Origin of the sequence: Kocuria turfanensis (assembly GCF_001580365.1) — a bacterium.
Taxonomy (GTDB): Bacteria; Actinomycetota; Actinomycetes; order Actinomycetales; family Micrococcaceae; genus Kocuria; species Kocuria turfanensis.
In genome coordinates this window covers 106,903-125,511 of sequence record NZ_CP014480.1, presented here as the reverse complement: position 1 = coordinate 125,511, position 18,609 = coordinate 106,903, and the positions used below count along the sequence as shown (strand labels likewise).

At 73.5% G+C, this 18,609-nt stretch carries 14 protein-coding genes and 2 pseudogenes; 9 read left to right on the top strand and 7 right to left on the bottom strand.

Annotated features, from left to right (window positions below; translation table 11 throughout):
* The first annotated feature begins 205 nt into the window (after positions 1-205).
* The gene (locus AYX06_RS00520) at positions 206-406 is read left to right on the top strand and encodes a DUF7455 domain-containing protein (RefSeq protein WP_017834164.1); all 201 of its coding nucleotides are present in this window, start codon (positions 206-208) and stop codon (positions 404-406) included.
* A 121-nt stretch (positions 407-527) separates the two neighbouring features.
* Here AYX06_RS00520 and AYX06_RS00515 read toward each other — a convergent pair whose 3' ends face one another.
* The 4 genes from AYX06_RS00515 to AYX06_RS00495 form a co-directional block, all read right to left on the bottom strand.
* Positions 528-2,024: an RNA polymerase sigma factor gene (locus tag AYX06_RS00515; RefSeq protein ID WP_084271373.1), complete on the bottom strand. Its 1,497-nt coding sequence runs from the start codon at positions 2,022-2,024 to the stop codon at positions 528-530.
* A gap of 187 nt (positions 2,025-2,211) precedes the next feature.
* Entirely contained in the window at positions 2,212-3,624 is a 1,413-nt protein-coding gene (locus tag AYX06_RS00505) for a DUF4192 family protein (protein ID WP_084271372.1), read from the bottom strand.
* Between the two features lie 129 nt (positions 3,625-3,753).
* A complete protein-coding gene (locus AYX06_RS00500; RefSeq protein WP_062733358.1) occupies positions 3,754-5,049 on the bottom strand; it encodes an MFS transporter in 1,296 nt (431 codons plus the stop codon).
* An 80-nt stretch (positions 5,050-5,129) separates the two neighbouring features.
* Positions 5,130-6,047, bottom strand: coding sequence for a PAC2 family protein (locus AYX06_RS00495; protein WP_062733356.1), 918 nt, complete (start codon positions 6,045-6,047; stop codon positions 5,130-5,132).
* A gap of 250 nt (positions 6,048-6,297) precedes the next feature.
* On the opposite strand from AYX06_RS00495, the gene AYX06_RS00490 reads away from it, so the two are divergent.
* From AYX06_RS00490 to AYX06_RS00475, 4 genes are all read left to right on the top strand, one after another.
* Entirely contained in the window at positions 6,298-7,845 is a 1,548-nt protein-coding gene (locus AYX06_RS00490; RefSeq protein ID WP_084271371.1) for a leucyl aminopeptidase, read from the top strand.
* Between the two features lie 145 nt (positions 7,846-7,990).
* Positions 7,991-9,358, top strand: a complete 1,368-nt coding sequence (gene lpdA / locus AYX06_RS00485) for a dihydrolipoyl dehydrogenase (protein WP_062733354.1) — start codon at positions 7,991-7,993, stop codon at positions 9,356-9,358.
* Between the two features lie 109 nt (positions 9,359-9,467).
* Entirely contained in the window at positions 9,468-11,324 is a 1,857-nt protein-coding gene (sucB, locus tag AYX06_RS00480; protein WP_062733351.1) for a 2-oxoglutarate dehydrogenase, E2 component, dihydrolipoamide succinyltransferase, read from the top strand.
* Between the two features lie 133 nt (positions 11,325-11,457).
* On the top strand, positions 11,458-11,805 hold the full coding sequence (locus AYX06_RS00475) for a hypothetical protein (RefSeq protein ID WP_062733349.1): 348 nt from the start codon (positions 11,458-11,460) through the stop codon (positions 11,803-11,805).
* A gap of 37 nt (positions 11,806-11,842) precedes the next feature.
* Here AYX06_RS00475 and AYX06_RS00470 read toward each other — a convergent pair whose 3' ends face one another.
* Positions 11,843-12,508, bottom strand: a complete 666-nt coding sequence (locus AYX06_RS00470) for a hypothetical protein (protein WP_062733347.1) — start codon at positions 12,506-12,508, stop codon at positions 11,843-11,845.
* 614 nt (positions 12,509-13,122) lie between these two features.
* A pseudogene (locus AYX06_RS20900) lies at positions 13,123-13,668 on the bottom strand (protein kinase); the annotation flags it as partial.
* A gap of 95 nt (positions 13,669-13,763) precedes the next feature.
* Here AYX06_RS20900 and lipB point away from each other — a divergent pair.
* The 3 genes from lipB (at position 13,764) to AYX06_RS00455 (ending at position 16,459) form a co-directional block, all read left to right on the top strand.
* On the top strand, positions 13,764-14,465 hold the full coding sequence (lipB, locus tag AYX06_RS00465) for a lipoyl(octanoyl) transferase LipB (RefSeq protein ID WP_062733345.1): 702 nt from the start codon (positions 13,764-13,766) through the stop codon (positions 14,463-14,465).
* Between the two features lie 69 nt (positions 14,466-14,534).
* Positions 14,535-15,542: a lipoyl synthase gene (gene lipA / locus AYX06_RS00460; RefSeq protein ID WP_062733342.1), complete on the top strand. Its 1,008-nt coding sequence runs from the start codon at positions 14,535-14,537 to the stop codon at positions 15,540-15,542.
* A gap of 119 nt (positions 15,543-15,661) precedes the next feature.
* On the top strand, positions 15,662-16,459 hold the full coding sequence (locus AYX06_RS00455) for a DUF4191 domain-containing protein (protein ID WP_062733339.1): 798 nt from the start codon (positions 15,662-15,664) through the stop codon (positions 16,457-16,459).
* Between the two features lie 65 nt (positions 16,460-16,524).
* Here AYX06_RS00455 and AYX06_RS00450 read toward each other — a convergent pair whose 3' ends face one another.
* A complete protein-coding gene (locus tag AYX06_RS00450; protein WP_062733336.1) occupies positions 16,525-16,971 on the bottom strand; it encodes an RDD family protein in 447 nt (148 codons plus the stop codon).
* A gap of 194 nt (positions 16,972-17,165) precedes the next feature.
* Between AYX06_RS00450 and glnA the strand changes: the two are divergent.
* Positions 17,166-18,569 (top strand): annotated as a pseudogene (gene glnA / locus AYX06_RS19050) (type I glutamate--ammonia ligase); the annotation flags it as partial.
* Between the last annotated feature and the right edge of the window lie 40 nt (positions 18,570-18,609).

Here is an 18,609-nt window from a genome sequence, read left to right as displayed (position 1 = left end):
CGGCGGACACCCCTGGGCGGGACGGGAGGGCCGCCCAGGGAGCGGGGACCTACGCCGGGGGCGAAAAAGCGTCCTCGACGGGATCCGATGTCCGACGGTCGTGGTTGTATGTAGGAGTACCCCTCAGCGTCCACGAGACCCCGGGTACCTGCATCGGCGGGTCTGCGGCCCCCGTGCACCGCGTACGACACAGGAGGAGGATCCCGTGAACGCAACATTGGAAAGCCGAGAACTCAATGCGACCGACCGCTGCGACGCGTGCGGCGCCCAGGCCTACGTCCGAGTGATCCTCGAGTCGACGGGCGGTGAGCTCCTCTTCTGCGCTCACCACGCGCGCAAGAACGAGCAGAAGCTGCGGCCCCTGGCGGCCACCTGGCAGGACGAGACGGAGCGGATCGGTTCCTGACCCGGGCGCTCCCCGGCGAGCGCCCGGCGCGAGGAGGGCCCCGACACCTGGTGTCGGGGCCCTCCTGCACGTCCGGCCCGCACGGGCCGCCCCGTCCCCGGGCGGGGACGGGGACGTCCGGTCAGTCGAGGTAGTCGCGCAGCACCTGCGAGCGGGACGGGTGGCGCAGCTTGGACATCGTCTTGGACTCTATCTGCCGGATGCGCTCCCGGGTCACGCCGTAGACCTTGCCGATCTCGTCGAGGGTCTTCGGCTGGCCGTCGGTGAGGCCGAAGCGCATGGCGACGACGCCGGCCTCCCGCTCGGAGAGGGTGTCCAGGACGGAGTGCAGCTGCTCCTGCAGGAGCGTGAAGCTCACCGCGTCGGCCGGGACCACGGCCTCCGAGTCCTCGATCAGGTCACCGAACTCGGAGTCGCCGTCCTCGCCCAGCGGGGTGTGCAGGGAGATCGGCTCCCGGCCGTACTTCTGCACCTCCACGACCTTCTCGGGGGTCATGTCCAGCTCGTTGGCCAGCTCCTCCGGGGTGGGCTCCCGGCCCAGGTCCTGCAGCATCTGCCGCTGGACGCGCGCCAGCTTGTTGATGACCTCCACCATGTGCACGGGAATGCGGATGGTGCGGGCCTGGTCGGCCATGGCGCGGGTGATGGCCTGGCGGATCCACCACGTGGCGTAGGTGGAGAACTTGAAGCCCTTGGTGTAGTCGAACTTCTCCACCGCGCGGATCAGACCGAGGTTGCCCTCCTGGATGAGGTCCAGGAACAGCATGCCGCGCCCGGTGTAGCGCTTGGCCAGCGAGACGACCAGGCGCAGGTTGGCCTCGAGCAGGTGGTTCTTGGCGCGCTTGCCGTCGTGGATCACCCAGCGCAGCTCCTTGCGGGTCTGGGGGTCCAGGCTGTCCTTCTCGTCGGCGAGCTTGTGCTCGGCGTACAGGCCCGCCTCGATCCGCAGGGCCAGGTCGACCTCCTGCTCGGCGTTCAGCAGGGCGACCTTGCCGATCTGCTTCAGGTAGTCCTTGACGGGGTCGGCGGTCGCCCCGGCGGAGACGACCTGCTGGGCCGGGGCGTCGTCGTCGTCGTTGGCGGTGATGACGAAGCCGGAGGTCTTCTCGTCCTTGCGCGCGGGCGCCGCGACCTCGTCCTCCGCCGGCGCCTCCTCCGCGACGTCCTCGTCCTCCTCCACGTCGGGGTCGACGACGCCGGCCTCGTCGGTCAGGTCCGGTTCGAGGTCCGCGTCGTCGGCGACCTCGACGTCCGTGTCCAGCTCGCCGGTGACGGCCGGCTCCCCCTTCTTCGGGGCGGCCTTCTTGCGGGTCGCCGGCTTCTGGGCGGGCGCGGACGCCGGGGCGGCCGTCGGCGTCGCCGCGGTCGACTTCGCGGCCGTGGTCCTGGTGGCCGTGGACTTCGCGGCGGTGGACTTCGCGGCCGTGGACTTGGCGGCAGTGGTCTTGGTGGCCGTGGTCTTCTTCGCGGCCACGGTCTTCTTGGCCGCGGTGGACTTCGCGGCGGCGGTCTTCGCCCGCGGCGACGTGCCCGCGGACCCGGACGGCGACCGAGCGTCCCCGGTGACCGGAGCCTCGGCGGCGGTGTCCGTCGTCTTCTTGCTGGCGGAAGGTGACACTGAGAGCCTTTCGTTGAACGGTCACGGCGCCCTCACTGGGGGCAACACGCCTATGACCCTGTCAAGTCCTCGCTCCGGGCGTCGTCCGGCGCAGCAGGCTTGAAGGGTCCTGACAGCCGGAACCACGACCGGCCGGGATTTGTTCCCGCCCGGCCGACCGATCCGCAAAAAAGCTCGCGGGCGCACCTCAGGAGTGCCAGGCGGTCGCCCGGTCCCGGGCCCACAGCGGCACCGGGCGGGCGTCGGCGAGCCGCAGCACGCGCAGGGCGGCCGGGTGGCAGGGCACGAGCGCCGTGGCGCGGCGCACGAAGTGCGCGGTGTGCGAGCCGCGGGCGCGGAAGCGGTTGAGCTGCGCCAGCTCCACGAGCACGCCCGCCAGCACCGCCCGCGCCGCCGCGGCCTCCGGCCCGGCCGCCGCCCCGGCCGCCCCCTCGGCTGCCTGCTCCGCTGCTTGCTCGGCCGCCTGCTCCGCTGCCTGCTCCGCCGGGGTCCCGCCGGGGTCCAGCAGCCAGGCCAGCGCCTGCAGCACCCGGTACAGGGCGTCCAGCCGCGGCCAGGCCGGGGTCTCCTCCCACTCCCCGGACAGCACGCGGGAGAGCCGGATGAGCTCCCCGGCGTCGGACGCGGGCAGCCGAACGGCCCCGGGGCCGCCGGCACCGGGCCGACGGGGGACGTCTGCGACCCCGGGCGGCGCCGGTGCGCGGGTCGGTCCGGTCGGCTCGTCGGCGGGGTCGGCGGTGCCGGGCTCGCCGTCGCACAGCTCCGCCCACATGGCCGCCGCGGCGAGGACACCGGCGGAGTCGTCCGTGGCGCAGGCGGCCAGGAGGAGGTCGGCGAGCACCGGGTCCGACAGGCCCGCGGCCAGGAAGCCCAGGAGGTCGTCGTCGTGGCCCAGGACCGCGGGCAGCCAGTCGCCGCCGGCGTCCCGGACCCCGGTCAGGACGTCCTCCCACACGGCCAGGATGCGGGCCAGGCGGTCCAGCCGGTGCCATCCGTCCCGGCCCGCCCGGGCCCAGCGGGCGGCCTGCTCCGCCACCCCGCGGCGGGTGCCCGCCGGCAGCGCACCGTACTCGTGGTCCATGGCCTGCCGCTGCGCCGTCGCGTAGGAGCTGCCGGCGGCCACGAGGGCGGCGTTGACGGCGCTGTCCAGGATGCGGGCCACGTCCCGGACCTCCTCGGGGTCCTCGACGGGCCACCAGTGCTCCCCGGCCACGACCCACCGCGCCGCCACGGCCCGGTCCGCCCGGCGGGCGGCCTCGTCCACGAGGCCCAGGACGGCCGGCACCGCACCGGGCCCGCCCGGTGACGCGCGGTCGGGCGTGCCGCCGGACGTGTAGACGATGGCGAAGACCCGGTCGCTGAGGGCGTCGTGGCCCACGAGCTCGGCGAGCTCCGCGACGAAGGCCTCGGCGAAGCGCTCGTCGTCGGGGTCGGCCGGCAGGTCCACCCGCACGCAGGCCCCGGCCGTCCCGCCGCCGGCGGCGAACAGGACGAGAGAGTCGGCGGGCCAGTAGCCCAGGGTGTGCGGGACGACGGCGAGCAGGTCGGCGGCGCAGCGCACGACGGGGACGAAGGGATCACGGGTGGAGTGCTGTCTCATGGGCCCAGGGTGGGCGGTCCCGGGCCGGTGGCGGCGGCCCCGGCGGCCGGCTGTGGAGGGCGGCGGACGGGACGCCGCCCGGGGCGCCCGGTGCAGTGCGGGTGCCCCCGGGCGCCCCGGGGAGGCCCCTCAGACGGCGGCGGGCCCGTGCCGGTGCCGCACCCGCGCGGCGGTGGCCAGCACGCCGACGGCCCCGGCCCCGGCGATGAGGAACTGGGCCGCGACGGCGATCCGGAACGCGTCGGGGGCGTAGAGCTCGTCGCGGAAGCCACCCGCGTACAGGAGGTCCAGGACGAAGCCGGTGACGAAGATGGCAAGGACCGAGGCGGTGAACCCGCCCACGTTGGCGATGCCCATGGCCGTGCCCGAGCGACGGGGCGGGTTGAAGCTGCGGGTGATGTCGAAGGCGATCATCGACGCGGGCATGCTGATCGCGATGACGCACACGGCCGCCAGCACGACCGCCGCCGGGGCGGTGCCCGGCCACACCAGCAGCACGGCCCAGGCCGCGAAGATGCCGGCGGTGACCGTCAGGGACAGCCGCACCCGGTGCTCGGGGCGCCGGGCGGTCAGTCCGCCGAGCGCGAGGCCGACGGCCAGGTTGGTGAGCACGAAGGAGGTCATCACCACGGAGATCGTGGTGTCGGGCAGGCCCTGGGCGTACTCGAGATAGGGGTAGCCCCACATGAGGACGAAGGTGTTGCCGGCGAACTGGGTGGTGAAGTGCACCCAGAAGCCCAGCCGTGTGCCCGGTTCGGCCAGGCTCTCCCGGAGCACCTGCCCGGTGCGCCGCAGCCCCAGCTGCCGGTGGAGCACCTCCACCCCCGGCGGCGCGTCGCGCAGCAGGGCCGCAGCGAGCGCCCCGGCGAGCAGCGCGAGGGCGGCCAGGCCGAGAAAGGACGGGAACCACCCCGTGCGGTCGAGCACCCAGGCGAAGGGGATCACGGAGACGAGCTGGCCGAGGTTGCCGAAGACCCCCACCACCTGGGTGAGCAGGGGGACCCGCAACGCGGAGAACCACGCCGGGATCAGCCGCATCACGCAGACGAAGGTGGCCGCGTCCCCGGCCCCCACGAGCACGCGGGCCACCACGCCCTCCCCGACCGTGTCCGCCAGGGCCAGCTGCACCTGCCCCACGGTCATGAGCAGCGCCCCGGCGGAGACCATGGCCCGGGCGCCGAAGCGGTCCACGAGAACGCCCACGGGGATCTGCAGGGAGGCGTAGACCAGGACCTGCATGAGGGAGAACAGCGACAGCGCGGAGGCCGCCGTGCCGAACCGCTCGGCGGCGTCGACCGTCGCGACCCCGAAGCTCGTGCGCTGCGCCACAGCGCTGAAGTAGGCGAAGATGCCGATCCCGAACACCAGGTACGCGCGGCGGGAGTCCTTGCCGGGCTGCGGGGGGCGGGACCGGTCGGACGTCATGCACTTCGCTCTCGGGAGGACGGGGCCGCGGACGGCGGCACCGTCCCGGGTCGAGGCCGGCCCCGTCCCGCCGGGCGGACTCAGTCCTGCTCGTCCTCCCGGGCGGCCAGGAAGGCCTCGGCCGCGGCGCCGATCTCGTCGGCGTCGGGGAGCTCGGACTCGTCGCCCACGAGCAGGGAGCGGGGGGCCGACGCGTCGACGACGTCATCGTAGCGCTGTTCCAGACCCGCCACGACCGCCTGCACCTCCGGCGAGGCGCCCACCTGCTGATCGATCTGCCGCTCGATCTCCCGGGCCGCCTCGCGCAGCTCGTCCGAGGGCAGGGTGAGGGAGGTCACGGCGTTGATGTGCTCCAGGGCGGCCACCGCGGCGTGCGGCAGGTGCGCCTCCGCCAGGTACTGCGGGACGTGGACCGTGAAGCCGATGTTGTCGATCCCCGCCTCCGTCAGGCGGATCTCGAGCAGCTGCGCGGCCGAGGAGCTCATCTCCACCACCGGCCGCCAGGCGTGCTTGACGGGCAGCAGGTCGGTGCGGCTGCCGTGCACGGACACGATGAACGGGCGGGTGTGCGGAACCGGCATGGGGATGCCCGAGACGATCGCGACCAGCGAGACGTCCATCCGCCGGGCCAGGCCCACGACGGCCTCCGTGAAGCGGTTCCACTGCAGGTCCGGCTCGGGGCCGGTGAGCAGCGCGAAGCTGCGCCCCAGCGGGTCCGTCACCAGCCGCAGGGACAGCTCGGGGTCCTGGAAGTCCTCGAAGTGGTCCTCCGCGAAGCGCACGTGCGGGCGGCGGGCCCGGTAGTCGTAGAGCTGGTCCAGGTCGAACCGGGCCACGACCTCGTGCGGCAGGGAATCGGTGATGGCGTGCTCGATCTGCACGGCCACGTGCCCGGCCTCCGCGTATCCGGACAGGGCGACGATCAGCGGCAGGCCACGGACCCGGGCGTCCTCGAGCAGCGCGGGGTTGCTCAGGTACAGCGAGGTGGGATCCAGCACGGCAACTTCCTCCTGGGGGTGGGTCGGGGGTCCGGGTGTTCTTCACCAGGCCGGCGGGAACGCCTCCGGCGGCGTTCCCTGGATCATGTCAACCGCCCCCGGGGCCCCCCTTATTCCCCGCCCGGCCCGGCGGACCCGGTCGCCGCCGGGGCCGGGGATAGGATCGACAGCACGCCTGCCGGACGGGCCGGGACCGCCACGAGCGCCCCGCCCGGACCAGCCGGTCCGGACCTCAGCGAAAGGACGACACATGCCCGACGTACAGGAACTGCTCGAGCCCCGGGGGATCGAGCTCACCGCCACGCACAAGCCCCTGGGCCGGACCCCGGCGCACGCCCTCGTGCTCGCCGTGCAGAAGGGGACCGACGGCGCCGGCCGCGTCGTGCTGCCCGCCGGCGAGCAGCGCAAGCTCTCCCCCGTGCTGGAGGCCGCCGCGGCCCTGCGCGTGGGCGGCGGCGCCGACGAGGTCACCCTCGTGCCCGCGCCGTCCGGGCTGCCCTTCACCGTGGTGGCGCTCACCGGCGTCGGCGACCTGCCCGCGGGCGGGCCCGAGCGGGCCGAGGCGCTGCGCCGGGCCGCCGGCGCCGCGGTGCGCCGCCTCGCCGGCACCGACTCGGCGGTCCTCGCCCTGCCCGTGGCCTCGGAGGAGGACGCGGCGGCGGTCGCCGAGGGCGCAGCCCTGGGCGCGTTCGCGTTCTCCCACCAGCGCTCCGTGACCGCCGGCTCCGTGAAGGCCCCGCTGGTTTCCGCCGTCGTGCACGCGCCGGAGGTCGCTCGCACCGCGCTGAGCCGCATCCTGGACCGCGCCACCGCCCTGGGCCGCGGCGTGCGGGCCGCCCGCACCCTCGTGGACCTCTCCCCCAACGTCATCTACCCGGAGGCCGTCGCGGACTACGCCCGGCAGGCCGCCAAGGGCACGAAGGTCTCCGTGACCGTGCTGGCCGAGAAGGATCTCGCCAAGGGCGGCTACGGGGGCCTGCTGGGCGTGGGGCAGGGCTCGGTGCACGGTCCCCGCCTGGTCAAGCTCGAGTACGCCCCGGCGCGGGCGTCGCACCACTACGCCTACGTGGGCAAGGGCATCACCTTCGACTCGGGCGGGCTCTCGCTCAAGCCCCCGGCCTCGATGATGACCATGAAGTCGGACATGGCCGGGGCCGCCGCCGTCCTGGCCACCGTCCTGACCGCCGCCGAGCTCGGCCTGCCGGTGAAGGTCACCGGCTGGCTGTGCCTGGCCGAGAACCTGCCCTCCTCCACGGCCACCCGCCCCGGCGACGTCATCACCATCCGCGGCGGACGCACCGTGGAGGTGCTCAACACCGACGCGGAGGGACGCCTCGTGCTCGCCGACGGCCTGGTGGCCGCCTGCGAGGAGGCCCCCGACGCCGTCGTCGACATCGCCACCCTCACGGGCGCCCAGATGGTGGCCCTGGGCTCGCGGACCTTCGGGATCATGGGCGACGACGCCCTGCGCGCGGCCGTGGCCGACGCCGCCCGCGCCGCCGGCGAGGACGGCTGGCCGATGCCCCTGCCGGAGCACCTGCGCCCGTCCCTGGACTCCAAGGTCGCCGACCTGAAGAACATCGGTGACAAGAACGGCGGGATGCTCGTGGCCGGGCTCTTCCTGCGCGAGTTCGTCGGCGGCCCGGACGGCGCCCGCGTCCCGTGGGCGCACGTGGACATCGCCGGGCCCTCCTTCAACGAGGGCTCCCCCTACGGCTACACCCCCGCGGAGGGCACCGGGGCGGGCGTGCGCACGCTCGTCCGGCTGCTCGAGGACTCCGCCGCCGCCCGCGGCTGAGCACCCGCGACACCCCCCCTCGGCGGAGGGAGCGCCCGCCTGGTTGCTCTCTCCGCCGTCGGGCTAAGGTATGTACGAAACGAACCCGTCACCGTACGGGTGCACCCCACTCGGAACGACGTCAACGCGCAAGGGAGCCAAACACGTGGCCGACAACGAATTCGACATCCTCGTCCTCGGCGGAGGCAGCGCCGGCTACGCCGCGGCGCTGCGGGCCGTCCAGCTCGGCTTCACGGTGGGCCTGGTCGAGAAGAACAAGCTCGGCGGCACCTGCCTGCACTGGGGCTGCATCCCGACGAAGGCCTATCTGCACTCCGCCGAACTGGCCGAGGACGCCCGCGAGAGCTCCAAGTACGGGGTGCACACCACGCTGGAGTCGATCGACATGGCGGCCGTGCGGGACTACAAGGACAAGATCGTCGCCGGCAAGTTCAAGGGCCTCACCGGCCTCATGAAGATGCGCAAGATCACGGTCATCGAGGGCGTGGGCAAGCTCACCGGGCAGAACACCGTCGACGTCGACGGCACCAGCTACACCGGCAAGCACATCGTGCTCGCCTCCGGCTCCGTCTCCAAGACCCTCGGCGTCGAGATCGGCGGCCGGATCATGACCTCCACCGAGGCGCTGGAGATCGACTTCGTGCCCAAGAGCGCGATCGTCCTGGGCGGCGGCGTGATCGGCTGCGAGTTCGCCTCCATGTGGAAGTCCTTCGGCGTGGACGTCACCGTGATCGAGGGCCTCCCCCACCTGGTCGCCAACGAGGACCCCGCGCTGATCAAGATCCTCGAGCGCGAGTTCAAGAAGCGCGGCATCAAGTCCAACCTCGGGACCTTCTTCGAGAAGGTCGAGCAGGACGACAACGGCGCGAAGGTCACCCTGGCCGACGGCAAGGTCTTCGAGGCGGACATCGTGCTCGTCGCCGTGGGCCGCGGCCCGAACACCGCCGAGATGGGCTACGAGGAGCAGGGCATCCCCATGGACCGCGGCTTCGTCACCCCGAACGAGCGCCTGCACACCGGGGTGGGCAACATCTACGCGATCGGCGACATCGTCCCCGGCGTCCAGCTCGCCCACCGCGGCTACCAGCAGGGCCGCTTCGTGGCCGAGGAGATCGCCGGGCTCAACCCCGCCGTCGTCGACGACGTGAACATCCCCAAGGTGACGTTCACGGAGCCCGAGATCGCCTCCGTCGGCTACACCGAGCCGAAGGCGAAGGAGAAGTTCGGCGAGGACAACGTCGAGGTCGCAGAGTACAACCTCGCCGGCAACGGCAAGAGCTCCATCCTCGGCACCGGCGGCATCATCAAGCTGGTGCGCGAGAAGGACGGCCCCATCATCGGCTTCCACGCCATCGGCAAGCGCATCAGCGAGCAGATCGGCGAGGGCCAGCTCATCGTCAACTGGGAGGCCTACCCCGAGGACGTCGCCGCGTTCGTGCACGCGCACCCCACCCAGAACGAGGCCATCGGCGAGGCCGCCATGGCGCTCGCGGGCGCGCCGCTGCACGGCTGACCGCACCGAGGCCCCGCCCCTCCCGGGCGGGGCCTCCCCCACCACCCCGGCACCGGGCCCGGCGCCCGGACCGCACCATCGAAGGCACCGAAAGAGAGACGGTCGGACCATGTCAGAAACCGTAAACCTGCCCGCACTGGGCGAATCCGTGACCGAGGGCACCGTGACCCGGTGGCTCAAGCAGGTCGGTGACGAGGTCGCCGTCGACGAGCCCCTGGTCGAGGTCTCCACCGACAAGGTCGACACCGAGATCCCCTCGCCGGTGGCCGGCGTGATCGAGGAGATCCTCGTCGAGGAGGACGAGGACGTCGAGGTCGGGGCTCCCCTGGTCGTCATCGGCTCCGGCTCCGGCGGGTCCGCCCCGGCCCCGGAGCAGTCCTCCGCCGAGCAGGCCGAGGACGCCGCGACCCAGGCCGAGACCCCGGAGGCCACCGACGAGGCCGCCGAGCAGCAGGCCCCGAAGGAGCAGGAGTCCGCCCCGGAGCAGGCCCCCCAGGCCGAGGCCCAGCAGGGCGGGGAGGGCACCGAGATCACCCTGCCCGCCCTGGGCGAGTCCGTGACCGAGGGCACCGTGACCCGGTGGCTCAAGCAGGTCGGTGACGAGGTCGCCGTCGACGAGCCGCTGCTGGAGGTCTCCACCGACAAGGTCGACACCGAGGTCCCCTCCCCGGTGGCCGGCACCCTGCTGGAGATCCGCGTGCAGGAGGACGAGGACGCCGAGGTCGGGCAGGTCCTGGCGGTCATCGGCTCCGGCGCCGCCCCGTCCGGGTCCGCCCCGGAGCAGCCCGCCGCCGAGCAGAAGCCCTCCGCCCCGGCGTCCGACGCCTCCGGCGAGGGCTACGAGGGGTCGACGACCGGCACGCAGGAGAAGGCGCCGTCCCGCGACGAGGCCCTGGTGAAGACCGAGGAGCCCGTCATGGCGGACACCTCCGGCGGGACGCAGCAGGACGCCGCCGAGCGCGACGGCGCCCGCACCGAGAACGCCGGTGCGGCGCCCGAGGCCCCGACCGGCGACAACGCCGCCTACGTCACCCCGCTGGTGCGCAAGCTCGCCAAGAAGGAGGGCGTGGACCTGTCCACGCTCACCGGCACCGGCGTGGGCGGACGCATCCGCAAGCAGGACGTGCTGGCCGCCGCGGAGCAGCAGAAGAGCGCGGCGGCCCCGGCCGCCGAGGCCCCGGCCGAGCAGCCCGCCGCCGCGGAGCCGCGGAAGGCTCCCGAGGCCGCGCCGGCCCCGGACGCCAAGCGCGGCACCACGGAGAAGGCCCCGCGCATCCGGATGACGATCGCCCAGCGCATGCGCGAGTCCCTGCAGGAGTCGGCCCAGCTGACCCAGGTGACCGAGGTCGACATGACCCGGGTGGCCGTGCTGCGCAACAAGGCCAAGGCGAAGTTCCAGGAGCGGGAGGGCGCCAAGCTCACCTTCCTGCCCTTCTTCGCCAAGGCCGTGGCCGAGGCGCTGCAGGCGCACCCCAAGCTCAACGCCACGTTCCGGGAGGCCGAGAAGGAGATCGTCTACAACGGCTCCGAGAACATCGCCATCGCGGTGGACACTCCCCGGGGCCTGCTGGTCCCGGTGATCAAGGACGCCGGGGACCTCAACCTGGGCGGGCTGGCCAAGCAGATCGCCGACCTCGGCTCCCGGGCCAAGGACGGCAGGATCGCCCCGGACGACCTCACCGGCGGCACCTTCACGATCACGAACATCGGTTCCTTCGGGGCGCTGTTCGACACCCCGATCATCAACCAGCCGCAGGTGGCCATCCTCGGCACGGGGTCGATCGTGAAGCGCCCGATGGTCGTCGCCGACGCCGACGGCAACGACACCATCGCGATCCGGCAGATGTGCTACCTGTCGCTGACCTACGACCACCGTCTGGTCGACGGCGCGGACGCGGGCCGGTTCCTGCAGGCGCTGAAGGCACGCCTGGAGGAGGGCCGCTTCGAGTCCGAGGTCGGTCTCTGACCGGTCCCCCGGCCCGGCCCGGCGCGGTCTGAGCGCCCGCCGGCGACGTCCCGGCATCGAGGGGGCGTGTTCCCGATCACAGGGAGCACGCCCCCTCGCCGTGCCCCGGGGACGCTCGATTAGGCTCGGATCCATGACCTTCCTGACCGGACTCCTCGTCTTCCTGCACCTCGTCGGCGCCGCGATCATCGTGGGCACCTGGATCTACACCATGAAGCGCCCCACGGTCTCCCCGGGTCAGTTCCACGCCTCGCTGCTGAGCCTGCTCACCGGGCTGCTGCTCGTGGCGATCCACGAGATGGGCGACGGCGACGTCAACCACGTCAAGATCGCGGTCAAGCTGCTCGTGGCCCTGGCCGTGGCGGTGGCCGCGTTCGTGGGACAGCGGCGCACCAGGCGTGGCGAGCCGGTCTCGACCGGCCTGGCCCACGCGGTGGGCGGCCTGGCCCTGATCAACATGGCGGTCGCGACCCTCTGGTGAGAGCCGCCCCGCACGACCCCGCCCCCGGTGCCGCCGTTCAGCGCCGGGGGCTCTGCGTTGCCGCTCCCGTCCCCGCCGGGCGCTCCCGATGGGGCTCCACGGAGGCCAGCCGCCATCCCTCCTCGCCGCGGACCAGGACCACGACGACGGTCTGCACCCATCCCTCGACCGCCGGCAGCACCGACGGGTCCCGCCCGGGATCGCCCCGGTAGCCCTCGACCAGCACCTCGGCCTCGAGCGCGACGCTCCCCGGCGCCGAAGCTCCCGGGCCCGGGGCGGCGCCCCGGATCCGCACGGCCTCCAGCACGAGGTCGGCGAACACCCGGTCCCCGGCCGCAGCGGCCCGCGCGATGCTGGCCCGGTCGTCCGCCGCGGCGTCCGCCCCGGGGACGTAGACCCGGTCGAGCAGCCGGGCGTCCCCGCTCCGCAGGGCCTCGCCGCGCCGGGCGACGAGCCGGCGCAGGGCCTCCTGCGGCTCCCCCGGCTCGATCCGGTCCCCCACGGTCGGGTCGGCCGCGGACGGGACGGCCGGGTCCGGGACGTGCGCGCCCGAGCCGGCCGGCTCCGGGAGGCGCGGGTCCTGCAGGGCTGCCTCGGGAACTCCTGCCGACCCGGTCGGGGCGAGGGGCGGGTGCGACGCCCCCGGGTCCGGGCCGGGCCGCAGCAGCCCTGTGCCGGCGCCCAGCACGAGCGCGGCAGCCACGGCGAGGAGCGCCGTGCGCCGGCGGGACGACGGGGCGGCCGCGGCGCCGCGCGCCGTCCGGCGGGACGACCGGGCGGCCGCGGGGCCGCGGGGCGCCCAGCGGGTGCGCGGACCCGCCGAAGGCCCGCGGCTGCCGGAGCCGCGGCCGTCGGGACCGGAGTCGGCAGGAGCCCGAGCCCGGCGGCCATCTCCGCGGCGGTGGGACGGTCGGACGGGTTCTCCGCGAGCGCCGCCTCCACCGCCCGGCGGAGCGGGTCCGGGACGTCCGGGCGCAGCCGTGCCAGCGGGGCCCGGTGCCGGGCGGCGGCCGGGGCCCGGCCCGTGAGCACCGTCCAGCCGACGACCCCGAGCGCCCGCACGTCCCCCGGCGGGCTCCCCTCCCCGGTGCCCGGCCGTACCGCCGCCACGGCCGGAGGGCCGCCGCCGGTGCCGCCCTCCGGCCGGGTCCCGGCACCGTCCTCCGGCCCACCGCTGGTTCCCCCTCCCGCCCCGGCCTCCGGCCCACCGCCGGTTCCCCTCCCCGCCCCGGTCCTGGCACCGTCCTCCGGCCCGCCGCCGGGACCGCTCTCCGGACCGGGCCGGTTGCAGGTCCCGGTTCCGGCGGTGCGGAAGAGGATCTGCCGGGCGGTGAGCTCCCCGTGGCACCGGCCCAGGCCGTGCAGCACGGCCAGCCCCGCCGCGGCGTCGCGGAGCACCGCGGCCGCCTCGTCCGGGGCCAGCGGCCCGCGCTCGGCAAGGCGCTCCGCCAGGGACCCGCCCGGCAGGAACTCCTCGACGAGGCCCACGGGCTCCGCGGCGGGTCCGAGCAGCCCGCGCACGGCCACCACGTGGGGTTCCTCCCGGCCGGCCAGGTCGACGGCGAGCGCCAGCAGGGCGCGGCGGGAGGCGGCACGCTCCGCGCCGTCCGCCCCCGTGCAGAGCCGCAGGACGAAGACCTCCCGGGAGCGGGTCTCGCGCACGAGCCACGAGCCGTCGCCGAGCCGCCGGACCGGCTCGAGCCCCTCCTCCGGCGGCAGCCGCGGGAGCGGTTCCTCCGTCCCGTGCGGCCAGGGACCGCGGGCGTCGCCGCGCACGGCCGCCGCGAGCCGGTCCCGCGCGGAGGCGGGTGCCGGCCGGGACCCGGGGTGCCGGCCGCCCGGTGCGGGGCTGCCTTGGTGCATGTGCCCAGCATGCCCGGTCGGGGGCCGGTGCCGTCGGGGCCGTCCACAGCCCGGGCCCGGCGCGCGTGTCACCGCCGCGCGATAGGCTGGGGGCCATGTCCCTCTCCTTCGAACGGCTCGGCTTCGCCCCCCACCTCGTGGACTACCGCGCGGCGCTGGAGCTGCAGAAGAACGTGCACCGGGAGGTCGTCGCCGGTGAGCGCGCCAACACCGTGCTGCTGCTGGAGCACCCGCCCGTCTACACGGCGGGCCGGCGCACCGAGGCGCACGAGTACCCCGACGACGGGACTGAGGTGGTGGAGATCGGGCGCGGGGGCAAGCTCACCTACCACGGGCCCGGGATGCTCGTGGGCTACCCCATCGTGCGCCTGACCACGCCCATCGACGTCGTGCGCTTCGTGCGCCTGCTGGAGGAGATCATCCTGGCGGTGGTCGCGGACTTCGGGGTGCCGGCGACCACCGTGGCCGGCCGCTCGGGCGCGTGGGTGCTCGCGGACGAGCACGGCCCCGACCGCAAGATCGCGGCGATCGGCGTGCAGGTGTCCAAGCGGGCGACCATGCACGGCTTCGCCCTGAACTGCTCCAACGACCTGCGGCCGTTCGGCAGGATCATCCCCTGCGGCATCACCGACGCCTCCGTCACGAGCCTGTCCCAGGAGACCGGGCGGCTCGTGACCCCGGAGGCGGTGGTGGCGCGCATGGAGCAGGAAATATCCGCCCGCCAGGACGAGTTGTGCGAACAGTTCGACCCGTCCGGGCTCCCGGGGCCGCTGCCCTGGCCGACCGCCGTCAGCTGATCCGCGCCGCCCCGGAACCACCGGGACCGTGAGCGCACCACCGTCGACATCTCGACAAGGAGACCGACCATGACCGTTGCCCCCGAGGGCCGCCGCCTGCTGCGCGTCGAGGCGCGCAACGCCGAGACACCCATCGAGAAGAAGCCGTCCTGGCTGAAGAACACCGCCCGCATGGGCCCGGAGTTCCAGGAGCTGAAGTCGCTGGCGCGCGGCAAGGGCCTGCACACGGTGTGCGAGGAGGCCGGCTGTCCCAACATCTACGAGTGCTGGGAGGACCGGGAGGCGACGTTCCTGATCGGCGGGTCCACGTGCACCCGGCGCTGCGACTTCTGCGACATCGCCACCGGCAAGCCGGAGCTGCTGGACGTCACCGAGCCGCGCAAGGTCGCCGAGTCCGTCCAGGAGCTGGGCCTGCGCTACGCCACCGTGACGGGCGTGGCCCGCGACGACCTCGACGACGGCGGGGCGTGGCTCTACGCCGAGACCATCCGGGCGATCCACACGCTCAACCCGAACACCGGGGTGGAGATCCTGATCCCCGACTTCCAGGGCAAGCCGGACCGGCTGCAGCAGGTCATCGACGCCGAGCCGGAGGTCTTCGCGCACAACGTGGAGACGGTGCCGCGCATCTTCCGCCAGATCCGCCCGGCGTTCACCTACGAGCGCTCCCTCGACGTGATCACCCAGGGCAAGGAGGCCGGGATGATCACGAAGTCGAACCTGATCCTCGGTATGGGCGAGACCAACGAGGAGATCCACGAGGCCCTGTGCGACCTCCACGACGCCGGGTGCGACATCATCACGCTCACCCAGTACCTGCGCCCCTCCCCCCTCTTCCACCCCATCGAGCGGTGGGTCAAGCCCGAGGAGTTCGTGGAGCTCTCCCGGGCGGCCGAGGAGATCGGCTTCCTGGGCGTCATGGCGGGGCCGATGGTCCGCTCCTCGTACCGGGCGGGCCGCCTGTGGGCCCGGGCCATGGAGAAGTCCGGCCGCGAGATCCCCGCCCACCTGGCGCACATCGAGGACGAGGGCTCCGCCTCCCAGGAGGCGTCCTCCCTGGTGCAGCGCCTGGGCTGAGCCGGAGCGGGTCACGGCACCTGCCACCCGCTAAACTGGAGGACGGACCACGGCGGGCGCCCCGGCGCGCGCCGTGGTCCCCGAACCACTGCCACCGCACCACAGGACGAGGTCTCACCGTGTCACCTTCCCACGCCAAGTCGCGCCCCGCGTCGCGATCCACCTCCTCCGGGAAGCCCACGGGGAAGCCGAGCGGGAAGCCAACCCGGGCGCAGAAGCGCGAGGCGAGAAAGCAGCGGAAGGCCACGAAGGGCCCCGGCTTCCTCGGGCAGATCAAGCAGGTCTTCAAGATGACCCGCGAGGTCGAGCCGAACGTGGGCTGGTGGATGCTGCTGATCGGCCTCGGCGTGCTCCTGGTGTTCCTGCTCGTCGGCGCCCTGCTCGGCAACTGGATCACCGGGCTGCTCATCGGCCTGCCGTTCGCCCTGCTCTCGGCCTCCTTCTACCTGTCCCGGCGGGCCGAGCGCGCCGCGTTCGCCCGGATCGAGGACCAGCCCGGGGCCGCCGGGGCGGCCCTGTCCGCCCTGCGCCGCGGCTGGATCGTGGAGGAGCAGCCGGCCGCGATGGACCCGCGCACCCGCGACCTCGTCTTCCGCGCCATCGGCCGCCCCGGCGTGGTCCTGGTGACCGAGGGCCCCGCCGGCCGGGTGGACAAGATCGTCTCGAAGGAGCGGCGCCGGATCGGTCCCGTGATCCAGAACGTGCCGATCCACGTCATCAAGACCGGCAAGGGCGAGGGCCAGGTGCCCCTGCGCGAGCTGTCCAAGCAGATGAAGAAGCTCGACAAGAAGCTCACCCAGCAGGAGGTGCAGACCGTGCACAAGCGGATCAGCACGCTCGGCAACCGCCTGCCGGTGCCCAAGGGCGTCGACCCGATGCGCGCCCGCCCGGACCGCAAGGCCATGCGCGGCCGCTGAGCCGCCCGACGACGGAGCCCCCGCCTTCCCACGGAAGGCGGGGGCTCCGTCGTCGGGGGCGACGTTCAGCGGGTGCGCACGAGGATCGTGTCCGCGGCCCGGTCGTGCAGGCCGCGCTGGTCCGGGTCGAAGACCACGGGCGGGATCAGCAGGCACAGCAGCAGCGAGCGCACCACGGCCCGGGCGAACCCGGCCGGCCGCCCGTCCAGCGTCTGCACCTGCAGGCCCGTCACCCAGTGCCCCGGGGTGTGCCCGGCGGCCCCCACCAGCAGCACGTTGAGCAGGAGCAGCAGGGCGAGGGTCACGAGCCCGTGCTGGTTCCACTGCGGGGCGAGCCACGCGGCGAGCGCCCAGCACAGGTACCAGTCCAGGGCCAGGGCCACGAGCCGCCGCCCGGGGCGGCCCACCGAGCCCGGCCCGGCCGCCGGGCGCCCCAGGCGCTGCCCCGGGTACTGCCGGGGGCCGGCCCCCGAGCCCTCGAGCCAGGACCCGACGTCACGTCTGTCGATCATCCCCCCAGGGTATCGGGGCGATCTCGCCTAGACTGACGCCAGACCGTGGCTCCCCCGGGCCGTGCCGTGTAACACCGAGGAAACACCCGGGACACGGAGCCTTAATGCCGGGTCCGTAGCGTTGACCCCGGAAAAGGACGCCGCACGAACGTCTCGGCACGGCGGTCCAGCCCATCTGAGAAGGGAAACAGCACATGTTCCAGACACCCGAGGAAGTCCTCGCGTTCATCAAGGACGAGGAGATCGTCTTCGTCGACGTCCGGTTCACGGACATGCCCGGCGTGCAGCAGCACTTCAACCTCCCGGCCAAGTCGGTGGACGACGACTTCTTCGTGCACGGACAGCTGTTCGACGGCTCGTCCATCCGCGGCTTCCAGGGCATCGCCGAGTCGGACATGCAGCTGATCCCGGACCCGACCTCCGCGTTCGTGGACCCCTTCCGCGTCGAGAAGACCCTCGTGGTCACCTGCTCGATCGTGAACCCGCGCACCGGCGAGCCCTACCACCGCGACCCCCGCGGCGTCGCCGAGCGGGCCGAGGCCTACATGGCGTCGACCGGCATCGCCGACGTCGCCAACTTCGCCTCCGAGGCCGAGTTCTTCATCTTCGAGGACGTCCGCTACGACGTCCAGCCGCAGGGCTCCTTCTACGCCATCGACTCCGACGAGGCCGCGTGGAACACCGGCCGCAAGGAGGAGGGCGGGAACCTGGGCAACAAGACCGCCACCAAGGGCGGCTACTTCCCGGTCTCCCCCGTGGACAAGCAGGCCGACCTGCGCGACGCGATGTGCGTGGCCCTGGACGAGGTGGGCCTCGAGGTCGAGCGCTCCCACCACGAGGTGGGCGGTCCCGGCCAGGCCGAGATCAACTACCGGTTCAACACCCTCACCAAGGCCGCCGACGACCTGCAGAAGTTCAAGTACGTCATCAAGAACACCGCGGACGCCTTCGGCAAGTCGGCCACGTTCATGCCCAAGCCGGTCTTCAACGACAACGGCTCCGGCATGCACTGCCACCAGTCGCTGTGGAAGGGCGGCGAGCCCCTCTTCTACGACGAGAAGGGCTACGCGGGCCTGTCCGACCTGGCCCGCTGGTACATCGGCGGTCTGCTCGAGCACTCCTCGGCCGTGCTCGCGTTCACCAACCCGACCGTGAACTCCTACCGGCGCCTGGTCAAGGGCTTCGAGGCCCCGGTCAACATGGTGTACTCGCAGGGCAACCGCTCCGCCGGCATCCGCATCCCGATCACGGGCACCAACCCGAAGGCCAAGCGCCTCGAGTTCCGCGCCCCGGACCCCTCGTGCAACCCGTACCTGGCGTTCGCCGCCCAGCTGATGGCGGGCCTGGACGGGATCCGCAACCGCATCGAGCCGGCCGACCCGATCGACAAGGACCTCTACGAGCTGCCCGCCGAGGAGGCCAAGGACATCAAGAAGGCCCCGGCCTCGCTGGAGGAGGCGCTGCTGGCCCTGGAGGAGGACCACGAGTTCCTGCTCGCCGGGGACGTCTTCACCGAGGACACCGTCCGGTCCTGGATCGAGTACAAGCGCGAGTTCGAGCTCAAGCCGCTCTCCGTGGTCCCGCACCCGCTGGAGTTCTCCCCGCCGGCGGCGGACCCACGGCAACGGCCCCGGACCC

Bases quoted from the DNA above. Each gene is read 5' to 3' on its own strand.
- AYX06_RS00505 (WP_084271372.1), bottom strand. From the start codon at position 3,624: ATGAGACAGCACTCCACCCGTGATCCCTTCGTCCCCGTCGTGCGCTGC.
- AYX06_RS00500 (WP_062733358.1), bottom strand. From the start codon at position 5,049: ATGACGTCCGACCGGTCCCGCCCCCCGCAGCCCGGCAAGGACTCCCGC.
- AYX06_RS00490 (WP_084271371.1), top strand. From the start codon at position 6,298: ATGCCCGACGTACAGGAACTGCTCGAGCCCCGGGGGATCGAGCTCACC.
- sucB (WP_062733351.1), top strand. From the start codon at position 9,468: ATGTCAGAAACCGTAAACCTGCCCGCACTGGGCGAATCCGTGACCGAG.
- AYX06_RS00475 (WP_062733349.1), top strand. From the start codon at position 11,458: ATGACCTTCCTGACCGGACTCCTCGTCTTCCTGCACCTCGTCGGCGCC.
- lipB (WP_062733345.1), top strand. From the start codon at position 13,764: ATGTCCCTCTCCTTCGAACGGCTCGGCTTCGCCCCCCACCTCGTGGAC.
- lipA (WP_062733342.1), top strand. From the start codon at position 14,535: ATGACCGTTGCCCCCGAGGGCCGCCGCCTGCTGCGCGTCGAGGCGCGC.
- AYX06_RS00450 (WP_062733336.1), bottom strand. From the start codon at position 16,971: ATGATCGACAGACGTGACGTCGGGTCCTGGCTCGAGGGCTCGGGGGCC.